14 protein-coding genes and 1 pseudogene are annotated in these 19,837 nt (G+C 59.0%); 6 read left to right on the plus strand and 9 right to left on the minus strand.

Translation table 11 applies throughout. From position 1 onward, the window contains the following. From tssM to J0663_RS28845, 6 genes are read left to right on the plus strand one after another with little or no spacing between them, the layout of a single operon-like run. Positions 1–3,531 (plus strand): type VI secretion system membrane subunit TssM, encoded by a 3,531-nt coding sequence (tssM, locus tag J0663_RS28820; RefSeq protein ID WP_207246202.1) that lies wholly within the window; start codon positions 1–3, stop codon positions 3,529–3,531. Continuing rightward, positions 3,513–4,052, plus strand: coding sequence for a type VI secretion system-associated protein TagF (gene tagF, locus J0663_RS28825; RefSeq protein WP_207246206.1), 540 nt, complete (start codon positions 3,513–3,515; stop codon positions 4,050–4,052). The genes tssM and tagF overlap by 19 nt, the downstream gene beginning before the upstream one ends. A gap of 6 nt (positions 4,053–4,058) precedes the next feature. Further along, complete coding sequence (locus J0663_RS28830; RefSeq protein WP_207246208.1) at positions 4,059–5,165, plus strand: DUF2169 family type VI secretion system accessory protein; 1,107 nt, start codon at positions 4,059–4,061, stop codon at positions 5,163–5,165. After that, positions 5,162–6,202, plus strand: coding sequence for a beta-ketoacyl synthase N-terminal-like domain-containing protein (locus tag J0663_RS28835; RefSeq protein WP_207246209.1), 1,041 nt, complete (start codon positions 5,162–5,164; stop codon positions 6,200–6,202). Before J0663_RS28830 ends, J0663_RS28835 begins: the two co-directional genes overlap by 4 nt. After that, a complete protein-coding gene (locus J0663_RS28840; RefSeq protein WP_207246210.1) occupies positions 6,199–7,173 on the plus strand; it encodes a PAAR-like domain-containing protein in 975 nt (324 codons plus the stop codon). The genes J0663_RS28835 and J0663_RS28840 overlap by 4 nt, the downstream gene beginning before the upstream one ends. A gap of 16 nt (positions 7,174–7,189) precedes the next feature. Continuing rightward, positions 7,190–8,242 carry a hypothetical protein gene (locus J0663_RS28845; RefSeq protein WP_207246211.1) on the plus strand — a complete coding sequence of 351 codons (1,053 nt, stop codon included), beginning with the start codon at positions 7,190–7,192 and terminating at the stop codon, positions 8,240–8,242. A 7-nt stretch (positions 8,243–8,249) separates the two neighbouring features. Here J0663_RS28845 and J0663_RS28850 read toward each other — a convergent pair whose 3' ends face one another. The 9 genes and pseudogenes from J0663_RS28850 to J0663_RS28890 all read right to left on the minus strand — a co-directional run. Beyond that, the gene (locus tag J0663_RS28850) at positions 8,250–8,594 is read right to left on the minus strand and encodes a hypothetical protein (protein ID WP_207246212.1); all 345 of its coding nucleotides are present in this window, start codon (positions 8,592–8,594) and stop codon (positions 8,250–8,252) included. Beyond that, positions 8,594–9,019 (minus strand): DUF6484 domain-containing protein, encoded by a 426-nt coding sequence (locus J0663_RS28855; RefSeq protein ID WP_207246213.1) that lies wholly within the window; start codon positions 9,017–9,019, stop codon positions 8,594–8,596. The genes J0663_RS28850 and J0663_RS28855 overlap by 1 nt, the downstream gene beginning before the upstream one ends. A gap of 11 nt (positions 9,020–9,030) precedes the next feature. Next, the gene (locus tag J0663_RS28860) at positions 9,031–11,337 is read right to left on the minus strand and encodes a type VI secretion system Vgr family protein (protein ID WP_207246217.1); all 2,307 of its coding nucleotides are present in this window, start codon (positions 11,335–11,337) and stop codon (positions 9,031–9,033) included. 177 nt (positions 11,338–11,514) lie between these two features. Then, complete coding sequence (locus J0663_RS28865) at positions 11,515–13,791, minus strand: glycosyltransferase (protein ID WP_207246218.1); 2,277 nt, start codon at positions 13,789–13,791, stop codon at positions 11,515–11,517. A gap of 64 nt (positions 13,792–13,855) precedes the next feature. Then, the gene (locus tag J0663_RS28870) at positions 13,856–14,176 is read right to left on the minus strand and encodes a hypothetical protein (RefSeq protein WP_207246219.1); all 321 of its coding nucleotides are present in this window, start codon (positions 14,174–14,176) and stop codon (positions 13,856–13,858) included. A 173-nt stretch (positions 14,177–14,349) separates the two neighbouring features. After that, positions 14,350–15,669, minus strand: a complete 1,320-nt coding sequence (locus tag J0663_RS28875) for a phosphoribosyltransferase family protein (RefSeq protein ID WP_207246220.1) — start codon at positions 15,667–15,669, stop codon at positions 14,350–14,352. 36 nt (positions 15,670–15,705) lie between these two features. After that, on the minus strand, positions 15,706–17,847 hold the full coding sequence (locus J0663_RS28880; RefSeq protein ID WP_207246221.1) for a caspase family protein: 2,142 nt from the start codon (positions 17,845–17,847) through the stop codon (positions 15,706–15,708). Positions 17,848–18,050: 203 nt separating this feature from the next. Beyond that, entirely contained in the window at positions 18,051–19,043 is a 993-nt protein-coding gene (locus J0663_RS28885; RefSeq protein WP_207246222.1) for an NAD(P)H-dependent flavin oxidoreductase, read from the minus strand. A 230-nt stretch (positions 19,044–19,273) separates the two neighbouring features. Then, positions 19,274–19,783 (minus strand): annotated as a pseudogene (locus tag J0663_RS28890) (DDE-type integrase/transposase/recombinase); the annotation flags it as partial. Positions 19,784–19,837: the final 54 nt, after the last annotated feature.

Here is a 19,837-nt window from a genome sequence, read left to right on the forward strand (position 1 = left end):
ATGGCGATCTTCAGGTTTCTCTGGGCTTTTCTCACCTCTCGCTGGCTCTGGACCTTCATCGGGCTCATTTTGCTGTCCCTCATCGTTTGGATATTCGGCCCTATCGTCAGCGTCGGAGAAAGTGCGCCGTTTGCTTCCGAGATCGTGCGACTGGTCATCATCGGCCTTTTGTTCCTCGTGTTCATCATCTGGTGGGTTGCGGCGCGGCGGCGCGCGGTGCGCGCCAACCGCCTCTTCGTTTCCGAGATTGCCCCTCAACTTGAGGCTCCGCCAAGTCCGGCTGAAGAGGGCGTCGCCGCCGTCGGAGTGAAATTCCGGGAGGTGATGGCGGGACTCAAACGCCAGAAGGTCGGCGGCCGAAAGTTTCTCCGCGAAATGCCATGGTATGTCATCATCGGCCCGCCTGCGACCGGCAAGACAACAGCCCTGCGGCAATCCGGATTGAGCTTCCCGATCGATCTGACCGACGACCTTCACGGCGTTGGCGGCACGCGCAATTGCGACTGGTTCTTTACCGAGGAGGCGGTGCTGATCGATACGGCCGGTCGCTACGTTCAGCAGGAGAGCCAGCCGGAGGTCGATGCAGCGGAGTGGCTGGGATTCCTCGATCTGTTGAAAAAGCACAGGGGCCGTCGTGCGTTGAATGGGGTGATCGTGGCGCTCGGCATCGACACGCTTTCGGAAGACGATGCGGCGATCCGGATGCATGGCAGGCAGATCCGCAAACGCCTGGCCGAGCTTCAGGAACGCATCGGCATCCGCTTGCCCGTCTATCTCATGCTGACGAAAGCGGACCTGATAAAGGGCTTCGAGAGCTTTTTCGGGGCGCTCTCGACGGCCGATCGTGAACAGGTGTGGGGAGTGACCTTCCCCCCAGGTGCCCGCATCGAGGGTACCGAAGTCACCGGGGAATTCTCGGCCTTGGCGGGCGTGCTCGAACGGCGTCTCATTTCCCGCCTCGAAGGCGAAGACAACCTGATCACCCGGGCGGAAATATTTCGGTTCCCAGCCCAGGTGGAAAGCCTTTCAGAACCAATTCGTGTCCTGATCGAGACCGTCTTCGGCGAAAGCAAATATGCGGAAAGCGCCTGGTTGCGGGGTATCTATCTGACCTCCGCCACTCAGCAAGGTACTGCAATCGACCGGCTGACGGCAGCATTGGCGTCATCCTTCGGCCTGCCTGCCCAACCCGCTGCCCCTATGTTGCGGGCCGAAAAGCGCAGCTTCTTCCTCAAAGACCTGCTGACGAAGGTCATTTTCAAGGAGGCTGGCCTCGGCACCTTCGATCCGGCGGCAGAGGATCGGCGTATCTGGATCTGGCGCGGTGCCGCCGTGGCAGCAACAGCATTCGTGGTCATCGCCGGCCTGTTATTCACGATATCCTATCGGAAGAACGACGCCGCTCTGGCGGCGCAGGCCGAACAGCTCGAGGCACTGCAGCTTCCCCTGACGCCGGTTGCGGCACGCCAAGCGCCGGTGGATCCCCTCGACCTTGATTTGGCGCTCGAAGCCGCCACGGAAGTGGCGAATGCACGGACCGACCAGCCGGGCGGAATAGCCGCCTTGATAGGTCCTTCCGCTGAAACCGAAATTCTCCAGGCGCAATCGGACGCCTACAACCGCACCCTGCGCAATATATTGGAACCGCGCATGGTCGCGCTGCTCGAGGCGACGATGTGGCGGCAGATCCGCGACCCCGAGTTTCAATTGGGAGCGCTGAAAACCTATCGCATGATGACCGGTCTGTCGCCGATGGACACGGACTTCGCCAAACAATGGTGGACGGAGAAATTGGCTGAATCGGCGCCCGTGCCACCTTTCAAGACCGACATGGCAGCAGACCATCAGATTGCTGCAATCGACCGTATGGCAACGGAACAGGCCTTCGTCGCTCCTGACGAAGCGCTGGTGGGCGAAGCGCTACGCACGATCTGCTCGATCCCGCTGCCGGTGCGCGCCTATAGCGCGCTGCTCTCCGATCCGGAGGTCACGGCGCTGAAGGAATGGATCCCGGCCGATCATGTCGGTCCGAATGGCCTGAAGGTTCTGGCGCGGCGCTCCGACAAGACGCTGAGGGTCGGCATCAGCGGTGCCTTCACCTACGACGGATTCCACAACGTGATCCTGACCCGGATTGAAGACGTCGCAACGCAGGCGGCGCTCGACCGCTCGGTTTTTGCCGGCGGATGCTCCGAGAGCGCCAGCCCGTCGGTTGCCACCCTCTCGCAAGATATCCTCAAGCTCTACTATGACGACTATATCGCCAAGTGGGACAGCTTCATGCGTGACGTCAGGCTTGCACCACTGGCCGACCTGCAGACGGCCAGCGAAAATCTCAAAGATCTCTCCAGCGCCGATTCCTCAATGAAGCGTCTGCTGACCGCCATCGTGCGCGAGACGGAACTGACCCGTGCCGATGACGGCGGCGGCGGCCAGGCTCCTCCGCCAGGAGCATCCAAGCTTTTGTCCAAGCTTGGCAAGATCGGCAAACTCGCCGCCAAGGGCGTGAAGATAATGCCGAAAGTCGGCTCCAAATCGGATGTCGATCTTTCGGGCGCGCTGGTCGCCGAGCATTTCAAACCCATCAGGGCGGCCATTGTCGAGGTCGATGGCCAGCCTCCCGCACTCAATGATGCAGTCGCAGCCTTGACCGCGCTGTCGAACATGCTTCAGACTGTGTCGGCAAGCCCGGACGCGCAGGACGCGATGAAAAGACAGGGCGGCCTGGCGGAGCTGACCGGGGCTGTGGCGAAACAAGCCGTGACCCTTCCCGATCCGCTGGACGACTGGCTGGCCGGACTGGCCGGCAATACCAGTGCGCTGGCAACAGGGGCGGTCACTTCAGAGCTCAACGCCATCTGGCGTGCCGACGTGCTTCCATTCTGCCAGGCGGCGCTTACCAATCGCTACCCGTTCGTCCCCGACAGCGCGATCGATGTGAATGTCGTTGATTTCCAGCGCGTCTTCGGTCCCGGCGGGCTGATCGACAGCTTTATCAATAATAATCTGGTCAACTACATCGACACGACCAGTCACCCCTGGAAATGGCGCTCCGACATCAAGCTCGATCCCCGGCCCCTGGCGGCGCTGGAGCAGGCGCGGCTCATTCGCGACAGCCTCTTTCCGGGAGGCGCGGGGCCGATCCTGACCTTCACGCTCGAGCCCAAAGATCTTTCGCCGACAGTCAGCCGCGTGACCTTGAATATCGATGGTCAGAGTCTCTCCTACTTCAACAATCCGACGCGCCCGCAGCCGATGACTTGGCCCGGCAAGGATGGAACCGGCGTGATCACCCTCGCCTTCCAGCCCCTCGACGGTTCGCCGGAAGTGATGGTCAGCGAGACTGGAAGCTGGGCGTTTCTGCGGATGCTGCGCGCCGGTCGGCTGAGCGGGACCAATCTTGCCGAACTCTTCAAGCTGCGCCTTGCTGCCCAGGGCTACTACGCCGACTTCGAGCTTCGCGCGGCAAGTGTCGCCAATCCCTTTGATTTGAAGATGTTTGCGAGGTTCTCGTGCCCGACGCAGCTTTGATCCTGCCCGGATTTTTCGGAAAGCTGCCGGCGATGGGCGATTTCGTCACACGCAACCTGCCGGCCTCTTTCGTCGGGCGGTGGGACCGGTGGATCAGCCAGCATCTGGTTCACCGATTTTCGCAAGGGCCGATGGAGAACGCTCCGGTCCTGCGCTTTCTGCTGGGCCGGGAGACATTCGGCCCGATGACCGGCGTGATCATGGCAAGCACTGATCGTGCCGGCCGGCGGTTTCCGCTGACGATCGCCGCGGCGCCCTTGCTTGCCGCCGCGAACATAGCGAGCGGAGCAGCCGATTGGTTCGGTCAGCTGGAAGCGACAGGGAAATCGGCAAGAGACAACAAGATGGAGGGGGACAGGCTGGCAACTTGCCTTGCGGCATTGCCTTTTCCGCCAATCAAGGTGTCGGACGAGCCGGTCCGGGGCATGATATTCTGGACGCGGGGTCGCGAGGCGGTGAAGGTCGATGCCGATGCGCCTGAAACAATGCTCGCGCCGTTTTTCCCCGGCGCCGAGGGGTGACGCCTGATGCAGATCTGGAACCAAACCGGCTATCCGACCGAATTCACGATGGGCATGGACAAGGCCGGCCACGAGTACATCGTCGTCGTCGTCAAGGGAACCTTCGACTTTCCCGAGGCACCGGGCGGCCTCGCGCGGAAATCATCCATTCAAATGCCGCTGGTCATGGCCGACACACATACGGGTGAACCGGGCTATTCGGCTACACTTTGGGAAACGGATTTTGCATTCCGGAAGCCCCGTTGCGACGTCATCGCCAACGGTTGCGCTTATGCTCCGGGCGGACGACCAACCGAACGCGTTACGGTTGGAATAAAGCTAGGGAATTGGTCGAAGGTATTCGAGGTCCTCGGTCATCGGGAGTGGCGGGCGCTGGGACCGGTCTTTTCCGCCTCCGCCCCGCAGCCCTTCCTGCGGCAGCCCTTTTCTTATGACAGCGCTTGGGGTGGTACTGACCGCCTCGACCCGGACGACGATCTGCCCGCTAGTTACAGGCAAAATCCCTTTGGCACCGGCTGGGCACGCACGCGCAATCAACGTCTCATTCCCGGCCTGCGGCTGCCCAACACCCAGGCCACCGGCGAGGAGATCCGGTCGCCGTTCGGCGATTACCGACCGATGAGCTTTGGCCCTTACGGCCGGGCCTGGCCCGGCAGGATCGAATTCGCTGGCACGTACGACCAGAACTGGATCGACAACATCTTTCCATTCCTGCCGCCCGATTTCGACGAGCGTTATTTCCAGATGGCGCCCGCCGACCAACAGGTTGATTTTCCGAAGGGCGGTGAGGATGTTGTCATCGTCAACCTCACCCCGTCAGGGCGCGAAAGTTTTCGGCTGCCAGCTACCGGCCTTCCGATCACCTTGTTCAAGGGCAATGAAAAAGCCTTCGAGAGCGCGATACTGCCCGATACTGTTTTGTTCGACCTGGAAAATCGGCGCTTCTCTTTGGTCTGGCGCGTGTCGCAGCGCATCCACCGAACTATCCTCGATTTCAGCGAGTGCTGGGTTGGCCCCCCGACACAATCGATGTTGAGGGCGCGAGCGACCGGTCGCACGTTCGTTCGGGCGACCGGCGTTTCGACACCCGAGGAACAGGAGGAAGAGGCATGACCCTGTCGATCGACGTCATCTCGATCGGCATGGTCACGGCCGTCGGCCTTGACGCGCCCTCTGCTTGTGCGGCCATGCGGGCGCGTCTGGACGGGTTCCAAGAGACGCGCTTCATCGATGCCATCGGCAATAAGCTGATTGGAGCTCCCGTGCCGCTACCACGCAACTGGATCGGCGAAAAGCGTATGGCTCACCTCGCAGCGGCGGCCATTTCGGAGGCGTTCGAGGCGGTGCCAGGGGCACGGAAGCAGACGCCGTTGATCCTCTGTCTTGCCGAAGAGGATCGGTCCGGCCCCGCTGTTCCCGACGCGCCCCGACTACTCCAGCTCATAGCGGATATTGTGGAAACTCCGCCCCACGAGCGCTCGAGGATCGTGGCCCACGGTCGCCCGTCGGGGCACATTGCCCTTGAGCAGGCGCGCCGCATCCTGGCAGGAGGCGAAGCGACCTACGCAATGATTGTGGGTGTCGACAGCTATCTCACAGTTGGAGCGATAGCGCACTATCTCTCTAAAAACCGCTTGCTCACCTCCGACAACAGCAACGGCTTCATTCCCGGCGAAGCAGCCGCGGCGGTGCTTTGCGCACGTTCGTCCCTGGGCGGTCTTCGGCTATTTGGTCTCGGTCTCGGCCGAGAGCGCGCTTATTTCGATAATCCCGATGACCTGCCTTTCCGCGGGGACGGAATGACGGCGGCCTATCGCACAGCTTTGAACGAGACAGGTATCGAAATGAGACAGCTCGGCTATCGAATTTCTGATTTGATTGGGGAGCAATACTGGTTCAAGCAGGCGGCGTTGGCCAGCCTGCGGCTTGTGCGGGACAATCACGGCTTCCAGGATATCTGGTCGCCGGGAGAATCTCTTGGAAACGTCGGAGCTGCCGCCGTTCCGATGATGATCGGAATGGCCTTTACGGCGGCACGCAAGGGCTACGCGGCTGGCAATCCGGTTTTGATCGAAGCGTCAAACGATACCGGTGCCTGCGGTGCGGCGGTATTCGCCTCACCGAGTGTCTCGTTGGAACAGCCAAAATGACGGTTTTCGCCAACGGACTGGAAGTGTCGTGCAAAGCGCAGGCTAACAAGGTGATTGCAGCCTTCCCCTACGTTGCATTTACGCCTCCACAGACGCCTGCCACTCCTCCGGGTGTTCCCGTCCCCTACCCCACGTTCGGGATGGATTCAGATACCGACAAGGGCACGAGTACCGTTAAAATCGGTGGAGAAACGATCAATCAAAAAAACAAGTCCTATTATTCTAAATGCTCGGGAGACGAAGCGGGCTGTGCGCCGAAAAAGAACATCATAACATCAAAAATCACCGGCAAGGAATACGCGCACGCCTGGTCTAATGATGTTAAAATGGACGGCGAGCCGGTCAACCGCTTCTCCGATCTCGCTTCAAACGATCATGCCTCGCCACAGGCTGGCGGCCCGCCCATAAACCGTGTGGGCAAACCAGGAAAGAAGCCAAATGCCGGCATCGACTGCATGGTCGGCAGTTATGATACGATTGTCAGCGACTGCAATAAGGCGGGAGGGGAAGCTCACCATATCGTGCCTGACAAGGCCTACCGAACGGGCACACGTGAGCAGGCTGACGATCCGAAGAAGCGGGTGAGCGGCGCTCCATCCTTGGGTGAAGGCGTTTGCATTTGTCTGTCGCCCAAGAACCACGACAAGATTCACGAGGCCGAGCGCGAGGGCATGGACTCGATCGGAAAAGCCGGAGCTGTCGATGCAAAGGGGAAGGTGCTCAAGGGTAAGGCGCTTAAGAAGAAGAAGGAGCAACTAAAAAAGGCCGGCGATTGGGGCACTGGTTCTTCAGATGAGGTGCATGAGGTGGCAAAATCAACACTCGATGAGCTCGACCTTTCGCCGGAATGCATTCGCAAGGCAAAGCGGGCCGTCACGAAACAATCCAAACTTCTCGACGACGATCAGACGCTGCGCACGTCAAACTCACTGCCGAGCCGCGCCGCCAACCGCCGCATGATGAACAGGTAATGAGGAGTGAGACTCAATGATTAGAATATGGGCGGGCCACGCGGTATCGCCGCAACAATTCGCGTTCTCGATAGGGGAACTTAGAGACGAAGACCCGCAGAGTATTGTTCTCACGTACAACGAGGGTAACGAGATGTTGTGGGGTTTTGCGGAGCTACCCCGCACGATTAAATCAATAACCTCAATCATCGACTCCAGCGATGGTAAGCCGGTCTTCGTTCCAATGAGCAATGAAGGTGATGTGTATTTCCTGATTGACGATATTCCTGTCGAAAAAATCGCCGGTGCAGGCGTACTCAGCGACGACTCAGTCGGGTACGGCGCTCTTTCGCGGATCGCGGACGACCATGGCAAGCTTTATGCCTGCGGATACGGTTCGCAGCTTTATGAGCGCAGGCAGGAAGATGATTGGCGACGTTTATGCGATTTCGATTTGCCCGGGGTTGAGGATTGCGCATTTTTCGGGATGGCGATCAAACCGGGATCTGGTCCGGTGGCATTGTGCGGTCAAAAGCGGGTCCAGTATAACGATCCAACGGCCGCACAACAGGCCGAAATCGATCGAGCCCGGGCGCAGGGCGATGCAGAGGGTGCCGAGGCTCTGCTTGAACGTTTCAGAACGATCCGCGTACCGCCATCGACCGCTCTTTATCTACGAACCGATGGCTGGACCGAAGCGGTGACCGATGCCCGTGGGGGCCTTAATGATTGTATTGTTATGTCTGCCGGCCAAGTGGCCGCAGTGGGTGATCATGGATTTATCGTGAGAGCCACCGGGCCGTCCGTAACCGAAGATCTGTCCTCGATCGGTCTTACTGAGGACCTTTACACCATTCGTCTGTGGCGAGGTGACGTAGCGATCCTCGGAGCAGGCGGAATTCACGTCTTCGATAAGGCATTCGCCTATCGGCGCACGATCGGATTGCCCCCTGAGTTGAACACGCCAAACAAGATGGACGTCGTGGAAGGGGACATCGTCCTCTTCGATTATTCTGGCGTTGCCATTCTTAAAGACGATCAGTGGAAGCGAATACCCATTCCCGACGATATGTGGAACCTCGCCAACTAATCAGCCTTCAGCGGGGGCGTACTACGTTTGTAAGAAACTCCCTCACTCGATCGAGATCCAATTGCCTGACCGGAATCGCCTGGCGAGCTCCCAACATGCGCACCACGAACAGCTCCCCAGCCTCGGGAAACTCATCGTAACGCTCCTGCGCAATTTTCATTCCATCGTTCCCCGCAACCCGTAGCCCATCCAGATGGGCCTCAAGCCGCTCGATAAGCCGAGCAAGCCGCTCCTCATCCATGTCGGGATTTTCGCCCGGATGGAGTAAGTGATAGTCGTAAACCGTCCATAAGAACGCGGCCATTTCGGCATGTTGGCGGACGATCTCGCGAAGGACGGGCGCGGCTGTCATCAGTTGAGGTTCACCGATCCGCCGCGGACGCGATTGGCCGCGCTAGCGTGGCTCGTCACATAGGTGCCGCGGATGGTGATGTGTCCATCCTTTTCCATGATGATCGTCGCCTTGCCGCAACGAAGCTCGATCCGCTCCTCGGCGGTGATCTGCACGCGCTCGCCGTCACGAACGACGGTTGGCGTCGAAGACCTTCGTGTCGGATCGATGATGCGGCCGACGATCAGCGGTCGCGACGCATCTCCACCTTCGAAGAGCAGCGCAACTTCCGCCCCAACCATTGCGGAGGTAAGCTCGGCCAGGCTTCGCGCGCGTACGGCAATTTCCTCGGGATTGCCGGGAAAAACGACCAGTGGCACACCTGCATCGAAACCGAGCAGCAGCCCGATGACCACTCCCTCGATACGTTCCACTACATCGGACATATGATCCTACCTCAATTCTGATTGATCTTGCTGCCCTTCCATGTGACCTCTCCCGAAGCCTTGCCAGTGAACTTGCCCGAGGCGTTGATCGAAATATCTTTGCCTTCGATCGAAATCGTGCCGTCCTTTTTCATCACGATCATTGCCGACCCCGTTTTAATTGTAATGGCCTCGCCTGCCTCGATCACCAGCGTTTTGCCAACGTTTGTGCCCCCATCCTCGCCGATTTCAACCAGACTGCTTTTTGCAACCTTCACAGATCTGGCGCCGCCAATCTCGGTTGAATCATCCTCTCCGACCGTGGCGCTTCGGGTTTTAGCGATGCTGCTCGTCTGCCCGCCGCCAATCGACACGCTCTGGTTCGATCCGATATTCCAGCTGTCGGAGGAGCCCACTTCGTGGCTCTGGCCGGCACCGACGCTGACGGAACGGGACGCGCCGATCGTGTTCGATTGCGTCGCGCCGACCGATCGTGTCTCCGGCCCGCCGACGGTATCGACGCGTGCCGCGCCAACCGTCACCGTCTGGACGATTGCGACAGTCTGGGTGTGACTGGCGCCGATTGTCTCCGTGGAGTTCGAGCCGATGCTGATTGTCTCGTTGGCCCCGACAGTGAGCGAGCGATTGGATCCCACCGTCTCGGTATCATTCGATCCGATATTGACCGTGCGGTCGACACCCACCTTGGTCGTCTTGTTGTTGCCGACATCCTCGTCCAGGTTCACGCCGACGGAGTGTTTGGCATTGTTGTCGATGCGATCCGACTGATCGTGTTGGACGAGCTTGCTGCGATCGTGCTTGATCAGCAGGTTGTGGTCTTTCTGCGCCTGGAAGTAGACCTCCTCCGATCCGGCCTTGTCTTCGAAACGCAACTCGTTCCAGCCGCCCCCGCCAGGAGACGAATTCGTCTTCAACCCGGATTGGGTGGCATGTCCAGGCAGCTCGTAGGGCGGCATTTCCTTGCCGTTATAGACCCTGCCGGTGATGATAGGCCGGTCGGGATCTCCCTCGAGAAAGTCGACGATCACTTCCTGACCGATACGGGGGATCTGAATAAACCCCCAGCCCGCGCCGCTCCAGGTCTGCGAGACACGCACGAAACAGGAACTGTTCTGATCCTTCTTGCCGAGACGGTCCCAGTGGAACTGCACTTTCACGCGCGCATATTTGTCGGTGAAAATCTCCTCGCCCGCAGGGCCGACCACGGTCGCAGTCTGCGGCCCGCGCATGATCGGACGGATCGTGTTGCGCGGCGGCCGATAACTGATGGAGGTCGGAGCCACCTGGAAGGTCGCCCGAAAGGTTTCTTCCTCGGCATAGGCTGCGGGCCGGTAACCCGGATCGAAGAGACGATAGTCGGCGTGCAGCACGACATATTCCGCGTTCTGGTCCTTGCGCGGGAAATTCTCGAGTTTGAAGGTGCAGCCGGAGGCGAGACCCCGCACAGTGCCGCCAGCGGCGATCCGTTGATGTGACGCCTGAATTTCCTCCCGCCGCAGGACGGCAACCGCGTCGCCGCGACTGACCGTCAGATGGGCGCCGGGATGGCGGTAATGTTCGCCCTGTGCCTCCGCGTGAGAGAAGGGTTGCGCCGATTGCGCCATGAGGTCGGCGCCGGGCTTGGTGAAGTCGTAGTCTGTGTGGGCGAAGGTGCCGGGAAGGACGGAACTGGTCGCGACCCAGTCGGTCATGTATTCCTCATCCCGGCGCACGGGATCGCCCTCGGCCCGGAACTTGACGCTGCCGTAGCCTGGTGCAGGCTTCAGCTTGTTCATGGCATCCGCAAGAACCAGAGTGTGTTCGCCCTCCTCATATTCGAAGAAATACATGATGCCTTCGTGCTCGAGCAGCCGCTGCACGAAGTCGAGGTCGGTCTCGTCATATTGCACGCAGTATTCACGAGCCTCGTAGGAACCCTGCAACCGCTTCTCGAATTTCGCTGCCTTGTACTTGGAAAAGATCTTCTCGACGATTTCGACGACGCTCATATTCTGGAAGATACGGCAATCGGTGCTGTTGCCGAGCAGCCAAAGCCAAGGCCGCACCTCCGCCTCGTAGTAGGCAAACCTCTCCTCGATGCGCGTCAGGCGAAAATCGGTGACCAGCCCGCTGAACCAGCGTTTCTTGTCTCCACTTTCTCCTTCTACCGACAGGGGTTTCCCGAGCAGCTTCAATGCGTCGACATTCTCGTCGGAACTGATGAAGCCGACAGTGAAGGCAAAACACCGGCTGACCTCATCGCGGCCGATGAGATGCGTGAAGGTCAGCGCTTCGGATCCGAGCGGCGTCCGGACAGTTGTCTTGCGATCATCAGCCATGCGGAGAATGCCCCTGTCTCGTGACGCCGGCGATCCTGGTGGAGAAGCCTAACACAAAGGCCCCTCGCCTCGGAAGTGACATCGATAGTGCAATAATCCGATGCTTGTCGCCTGGCCTTCCGGTCGACCGCAGGAAGAGGATCGGTCTGGCCTGCACAATCGGGGCGCTGCGAAATGTCATACGCGTGCGATCGATCCTCCGAGCGCTCGATCCGTCCTGACAGAGAATGCGAGCTCTTCGATCGCCAGTGCCGCTTCACGAGCCCCATTGGCAAAAACGATGCGGCTTGCTCGCTCGCGATGCTGGGCACGAAAATCCTCCGACAGAGCGCGTTCGATTGCCTCATGGGCTCGTTCAGCATCCACCGACCTCAAACATAGCCCCAATCCGGAGCTTTGCGCATAGGCTGCTCTTACAGCCTGCTCGTCCATCTCGGGCGCTTCATTCGGCACGAAGATTGCCGGGATGCCGCCATAAATACATTCGTGGAAGCTGTTGTAGCCGGCATTCGTGATCATCAGGTCGACCGTGTTGAAATATCTGGCGATCGGATAGATCGCCTTCTGGAAGGTACCCCCCATATGATCCTCTCGCTTCGGTGCGAGGGGATTGACCGCGTCGACGACCTGGACGCCATGCTTGAGCAGTCCGTCGATGATCGCCGGCCGCAGCCGGCTGACGTCGAAATTCCGTTCCGAGCCGAGCTGCACGACCGCGACAAGACCGGCAGGATCGACACCGAGAGCCGATGCAGCTTCTGCCCGCGAGAGCCTGTCGTCATTGTCAACAAGGAGGACCGGAGAAACGCCGATCACGCCAGCGCGCAATTGCGCGGTGATGCCGTGGTCTTCGTCCGCGGCGAACTCGCCCGGCTCGATCACCATGTCGAACCGATGCTGCATCGACGGATCGAGGCTATGACGGGAAGCCCACATTCCGCGGCGGATCCAGACCCAGTTCAGATCGGGACGGGCGGCCAGCACTTTCAGCAGGCCAGGATAGGGATGGTTGCTGTCGAAGACGACGCTGTTGATGGCAAACACCTCCACGGCGTTCAGCAATTCCTGTGCGAAGACCTCGTTCCAGCTATCGTCCGTCACACCAATCTTCGGGGCGGACGGTATGTAGTCGACCGGGTGCCCACGTGCTTCGATAATCGAAGACCCGGCCGACATTGTCAGGAAAACGGGCTCCATGTCAGGCGACATGCGCTCGGCGATTGCCATTAATCGCGTGATATGGCCAAGGCCTATACCGTTTGTCGCGACAAACAGGACGCGGCGCCGTCCCATCAGCGACCGTTGCGATCTTCGCGGCCCGGAACGGACCGTTGCGTGTCCGCTCGACCCGGAGAAAGCGTCAGCGCCAACCGCCTTGCCGACCGTGGCAAGCGCGGCAGGCGAGCAAAGCCCGAGTTCGTCATAGATCGCACGCATTCTTTCCGGGTATCGGCTTTTCGAAAACTTCTTCTCGACCAATGTGCGCGCGGCTGCCGACTGAGCGCTGAAGGCCTCGGGAGAGGCGAGAAATCTCTCCACAACGCCGGTTGTTTCCTCAGGCCGGCAATAGACCGCACCCTCTTCGAACAGGTCACGAAACGATGGGTCCAGGATGGTCAGAAGCCCGCTCGCCATCGCTTCGGCAATGCCGATGCCGAACGCCTCAACCCATCGTCGGCTGTGAAAGAACACATAGAAATCAAGCTTGTTCAGAAACTGAGACACACCGCTGTTCGAATAGGGCGAGATGTTCCAGTTGGATCCAATCAAAGGCACGATTTGGTCTGGCACACCGCCCATGACCTTGATCTGGACATTGCCACGGTCGGGATAGGCCGCGCGCAATTCAGCCTCGGTATCCGGCCATTTCAGGAGATCGCGACGTGAATGTCTGCCGATAACCGCACGTTCGCGCGGCGGCTGCGCGGTCCTGATTGGCCACTCGTCAAGGTCGATGAGGTTGAAAAGATCGTGACGCAAGAGCGCGGGCCTACCGGCGATGATGTCTTCGAACTGATTGCGCACCTTGGGGCCGACCGGTGCGAAGATGACGGGCGCCCCGAACATTCTCTCCAGATTTCGTTTCACCACGTCGATATTATATTGCGCATTGCCGGCTCCGTCGAAGGGCGGGTGCTGGACCGAAAGGAGGACGACCTTCGATCTGAGGCGAAGTGGCCGTGTCGGCATGTGCGCGAATGCCAGGGGATTATGCGCGAAAAGAATGTCGCACTCGACTGCCTCCTCGCCCGTCAGCCACGGCACCTCCTGACGCTCAAGAACGTCGAGAAGACGTTCCTCGAACCGTCTGGAACGGATGTCGGAAACGCCGAGAAATGGAAGCAGAGCCGTCGAGAGGCCAAATTGCCGGGCGGACTGGATCTCGATCCGCACCGCCGATGAGGAGCCGCCATAAAATCGAGGATCGGCTGCATGGACAATATCAAAATGCATTCGAAAGCCAGATTGGGTCTATCAATGCTATCACAGTCAATTCTAAGTTGTCAGGCCCGTTGCTTCAATAGGCGCTGCCGCTGCGGCCGAAAGCCGGGTTCCGTTCGGGACGGTCCAAATTCCTCACAGCAACGGGCTTTGGCTTGACCGACCGGGTGATCCTTGATGCCGCGACCGGGACATAGGAACTGTTCGGATAGCTGCTGATAAAATTGCGATAGGCTCGATCGGTGTTGCTTCGCCGTGCGTTGCGCCAAGCCACTTCTTCAGCGGCGGTCGGCGCATTTCGGTAACCGCTGATGATTGACGCCAGCGTCATATTCGAGCCTTGAGAGGTGCATGAGGCAAGTATCAGCGTTCCGAGGATAGAGATTTTGCGAAGCATATATTGCCCTCCCCGCAGCTTATTTTAGTAAGCATTCACAAACGACGAAAGTCAATGCCCGCAAACTCAAACTCATTATTTTCGATTGTCCGATGCAGCTTTGAAGGACTTCTCTGGCCTTTCAAGCAACGAAGAGATGCGCGTTTCAACTTTGAAGGTTAGTCGGCAGCTGTCTAAGTGTGCCCACCTTTCCGGAGTGACAACTGTGCGGCGAGGAATTCCTCGAAGCTCAAGCCCAGCGTCACCTCACGAGAAATCGCCCATTTTCGCAGCATAAGGTCGTAGCGCCTGCGCACATAGTCCTGATATTGGCCGGATGAAAGCGATGGAAGGTGGTGCACCTGCGGAATGAATTCGGCCGGGGTCTCTGCCCGGGACATGAGTTCCTGATGGAAATCGGAAAGAAGGATGATCGGATATTCGTTCTTGGCTGTGCAAATCTTGCGGATGGACTCAATGGCTTCGAGAAAGCCGTCTGGTCTTGGCCCCAGCCAGGTGACAAGAGTTCGAGATTTTGCGCGGTTGTGCGCGTCGGCAATCGTATAGCGCAGCTCCTCGGGCATAGTCTGCTCTCGCCTGAAAAACGCGAAAGCGTCGAAAGGCATTCTCATATTGAACAAGCTGCGCAAAGGGGTGGTCGGTAAAACCATCTGGTGGGTCTCCGTGCAAAGGACTGGCTTGTTCGCTATCCTGGCAATCTCGTTCGCCTGCCTAAGATTACTCTCGACAAAGATCTCGGCATCACACTGCCGATAGAAGGCGGCCTTGAACCTTGCATGGGTGCCTCGCCGCCGACGCTCCGACGCGCTCGGCAGATCGAGCATAATGAGCCTGCCGTAGTCGATCGCGTTTGTACGGAGCCAGGTTTCAGTCAAGGATCGGTACTTTTCGAGCCGGCTGGTCACGAGATAGGCGATGAATCGCGTCGGTTTGTGAAGCGCCCGTGCATTTCTCAAGAAGGCTTCATAGGCCGGACCATCGTCATTTTCCGTATGGGTCGGGTCGAGGCAGAGCACCCCGTCAATGTCGATGCACGCCTTCGATAACAGGCCATGATGCATGAAATTCCACTGGAACAGCCTTGGCTGTTCGACGACCTCGAATATGAAGTCGACACCCTCGACGCTGTTGCACAGACCATAGACCGCAGCAAAGACAAATTCAGCGCGTCTTTCGCATGCCATCAACTTGGCTTTCGCTTCACGCATGGCGCCACCGGTATTGATGCTGTCGTCGAGGACAAGGACCTTTCGAACGTCCGATGCGCTTCTGAACGAAGCCGTATTCTTTGTCGCACCGAAGGAATAAACGCGGCCTTCGATGAAGCTGTCCAGATCGGTCATCGGCAGGTTGGCGACCAAGCCGAGCATGTTGGCGGCCAGCAGGCCGCTGCGTGGAATACCGACGACCAGATCGATCTCGCGAGGCAGCATGTGCAACCCGTTGACGATGGCTTTGTGAAGATCCGATATCGAGCGATACTGCAGCCCCATCCCGATGCGCCCCCCGTTCAGGTCAGCTCCGAACCGTCATTTGCCGTTCTGTTCCAGAAAGAGATCGACCTGGGCTTCCATCTTTTGCCGTGTTGCTGTGTCAAGTTTCTTGCCGATCGCGGCGCGCGCTTGATCGGCTCGGTTAACGCCCAGCTTTTCGGCCAGCACCCCATAATAATAGGCAAGGGGCACATCCGCCTTTCCCGTGAAGCTGCCCTTGTCGTAACCGAAGGCAAGATCCAGATTGGCCAGTTCAAGGCCGCGATTGGCAGACAGCTTGAAAAGGGAAAGCGCGCGGTTTCGATCAGCAGGAAGTTTATCGGCGCCTTTCAGGTACAGCCTCGCGGCGTAATAGGGGGCGTATTTGTTGCCCATGTCCGTTGCCTTGAGCAGGGTCTCGAGGCCACGTCCAAGGTCTTTTTTGGTGCCTTCTCCGCTGATATAGGCCTGACCCAGATTTGCCATGGCGTCGATCTGGCCCGTATCGGCCGCTGCCATGTAAAGTGCCACAGCCTGCGAGGGGTCCTGCTTTACGCCCGTGCCCAGCCTGTAGCAGTCACCCAGCGCCGTGATCGCGTTGGCCCATCCGCTGGAAGCGGCAAGTCGATACCAGAGAATGCCTTCTTCCGGCTTCTTCGAGACACCCTGGCCAAGAATATAGGCTGTCCCGACGTTCGTGCGTGCGCGCAGGTTGCCCATTTTTGCGGCCGCCATGTAGTAGGAGAGGGCCTGATCGTAGTCGACCTTCCGGCCGATCCCCATGCGAGCCATATAGCCAAGATTGACGAGAGCGGCGCTATACTGCTGGCCGCCGGCGATTTTATAGAAGTATTCCGCCCAGTTGTATCGACCGGCGATCTCCAGAACACGACCAAGCTGATACTGCAGCCGGGGATTGTTCTGATCTGCTGCAAGCGCAAATGCGCAGGCTCGCAATGCGTCTCGCACGTTGACGAGACCATTGCTGACGCCGGGGACCTGTCGCTGCGGATCGTTCGGGTCAGCACCGTAAAGATCGCATTCGGTCACAAGACTGCGCATGCCGCTCGCCGTCTCGGGCAGTACACTCGGCCACATCCTGAACGTTTCGCTCACCGCCCGCTCGCCCGATTGCTGGAAGACGAACTCCTTAGCCTCGGCGTCGTCCGTACTCGGCACCTGGCTGGCAATGGATGAGGCGACAAGGCTTTCGCGCACATAAAGCCCGCGTTTCGAAAGGGCGGCAACCTGGACACGGCTCTTTTCCTCCGCCTCGGCCGCGTGCGCGCTTTGGGGAAAGATCTTGGCAAAGCGCTCGAAATCGGCAGGATCCGGACTATCCTTGATGAAGGTCCACAGCACCTCGTCAATAGCAACCGGGCTCGAGGTCTCAGCGGGCGGAACAACGGCTTCCGCGCTCAAGATTGCCGCCTGTGGCCGGAACACGAACCGTGTTTCGATCGAGCCGGTGATCCAAGGTATTTGGGCATTGCCGGTCGCTTGCCTGACATCGCCGCGAACCGTGCGAAACGTATCATAAACATCCAGGTTCGGTCGCTGCAGGGCATTGGCGAGCGCCGACGAATAGGGGCTGTTCAGCCCGGTGCCATCATAGGCGACTTCACCTGCGCTGGTTGCATAGGCCACCAGGACCTGCCCGCTTCCCGCCTCAGTGTCCGCCAGCCCCTGACGAAGGCCTTGGAAATTTGCAGCCGGGTTGTTTCGGCATGCATCAAGAATGAAGAGCTTCAGGCCGACAGGATCGTTCTTTACGATATCGATGAGGTCATTGAGGACGAGTGCATCGGCGACGACCCGCTGCGCAGAACTGGTATCGACGTCCACGGGCAATAGGAGATTTCGACCACTGGCCTGCAAGGCGTGGCCGGCATAGTAGAAGACGGCAAAATCGGCACCGACCAGATGCGTCCGCACGGTCTCTTTGAGGTCTCCGACCGCCTCTTTCTTCAGGTCGTAAAACAACAAAACGTCGAAATTCAATTCGGTCAGGGTATTGGCGATCAGCTTGGCGTCATTCTGAGGATTGCTCAACGGCGCAAAAGGATAGTCACTATTGCCGATGACGATAGCCGCGCGCTTTTCTGCGTGAGCAGATCCCGCGAAGACCTGACACGCGATCAGCAGAAACAGGCAGATAAAAAAACGCGGGCCTCGCCCCTGCGCAGATTTGGAAACCATCACTGTCGCTCCAATGAGAAGGCCATGCCCGAAACCATCGGTGCAAAGCCTGAACCTTGCTTTCTGCCTGCCACTCCCACGATCGAGAATTCGAAGTGTATTAGCCCCGGATAATCTCAGCCAGTCTACCTATTTACACACCGAGCGGTAGCGCCCCGCGTTTGAACTCCCATGTCGGCCGGCGAGCAGAACGCCTGTCTGCATCATCGAGGCACTGCGACTGGGCTGCATGTCCTTCGCGATAGCAGGCGCTCCGCTTGTTCAACCATCTCGTCAATCACCCTCCGGGCGGGCTCCACCCTATGGATCAAGCCCGCTGCCTCGCCCATCAGAACAGCTGAGTTGTCAGCGTCGCCAGCATAGAACGCTTTCCAAAACAGCTCGCTCTGGATCCTTTGTGCAGGCTCCGACGCCAACTCTTCTTCGCGACCGTGCCAAGTGGAGACGAAGCGGTTGTTCAGAACCCGGGCGATGCACTCAGTGGGCCAGTGATAGTTACGGGCGATATCTACTGTCCTCGTTTTTATCGTTCGGTCGCCATCAGCAGCTACGATTGCTTCGCGAAAGCCGGCTGGCGCAGCTGACTCCAAAGTCGCAATGAACCTGGTGCCGATCAACACACCATCTGCACCGAGCATCAGCGCCGCTGCTAGTGAACGGCCGTCGCCCACGCCCCCCGCCGCCACGACTAGCGTCTCTGGCGCCTGCTTCGCAACGAGGTCGGCGATCTCGGGAACAAGTGTGAACGTCGAGCGAAATCCACTGTGCCCTCCGGCCTCGTTGCCCTGAGCCACAATCACGCTAGCCCCGACGTCGAGTGCTTCACGGGCACTCAGCATCGATTGAACTTGGCAAATGACCGGTATTCCCGCTTCCCTGACCCGGGGCGCAAAAGGTGCCGGCGAACCAAAGGAAAACATCAGTGCCACGGGTCGACGCGCCAGAACGAAATCCAGCAGATCGGATTTTGTTGCCAGCGACCAAGTGATGAAACCGCATCCGACCCGTGCATCGCCGGCAGCGTCAAATTGTTTTTCGAGCCATGCGGCATCGCCGTAGCCGCCGCCAATGAGACCAAGGCCCCCGGCATCGGAGACTGCAGCTGCGAGTTGCCCGCCAGCCACCACACCCATAGGCGCGAGCAGAACAGGATGTCTGATGCCAAAGTACTCTGTCAGCCTGGTGCTCAATGACACAGTTGTTACTCGTCAGTTCGGTAATCAGGCGAGGGCAAGATAACGAGATTACTTTAGCATAACAGCAACTCGCTTTCCATTTTCAGGAGTTAGTGACGAGTTGAGCGTTGCCGGACATATCGGGCAGGCGATCGTCATGGTCCTGACAGGCATGACCAACGCTTCCCCGACCCGTTCGTCGAAACTCCCGTCAAACGCATGCCGGTGGTGGGCGACAGCGAAGAACTGATGTCATGTCGCAGCCGCCCATTGAAGCTTTCGATGAAGGCATTCTGAATCGGTTTGCCCGGTGCGATGTAGTGCCATTCCACCTTGGTCCGATCCGTCCATTGCCGGATCGGGTTGCTGGTGAACTCGCTGCCATTGTCGCTGACGATCATCTTCGGCTTGCCTCGTCCCTCGATGATCCGGTCCAGCTCACGGGCAACCCGCAGGCCGGAAAGGGACGTCTCGGCGACGGGGCCCAGGCATTCCCTGGTCCAATCGTCGACGACCGTAAGCACCCGGAACCTGCGACCATCGGTGAGCTGATCCGACACGAAGTCCAGTGACCAGCGATCATTGGCGGCAAGCGGGATCAGCATCGGTGCTCGTGTGCCTATCGCTCGTTTCCGACCGCCGCGCTTGCGCACCGTCAGCTTCTCTTCCCGATAGAGCCGGAAGAGCCGCTTGTGGTTCACAAGGTGTCCCTCACGCCTGAGCAGCACATGAAGGCGTCGATATCCAAAGCGGCGGCGCTGAAGCGAATATATAGGCGCAACTGAAACCTGCTTTTGCCCTTGCCGCGTTCCGGC

Origin of the sequence: Rhizobium lentis, assembly GCF_017352135.1 — a bacterium.
GTDB classification, from domain to species: Bacteria; Pseudomonadota; Alphaproteobacteria; order Rhizobiales; family Rhizobiaceae; genus Rhizobium; species Rhizobium lentis.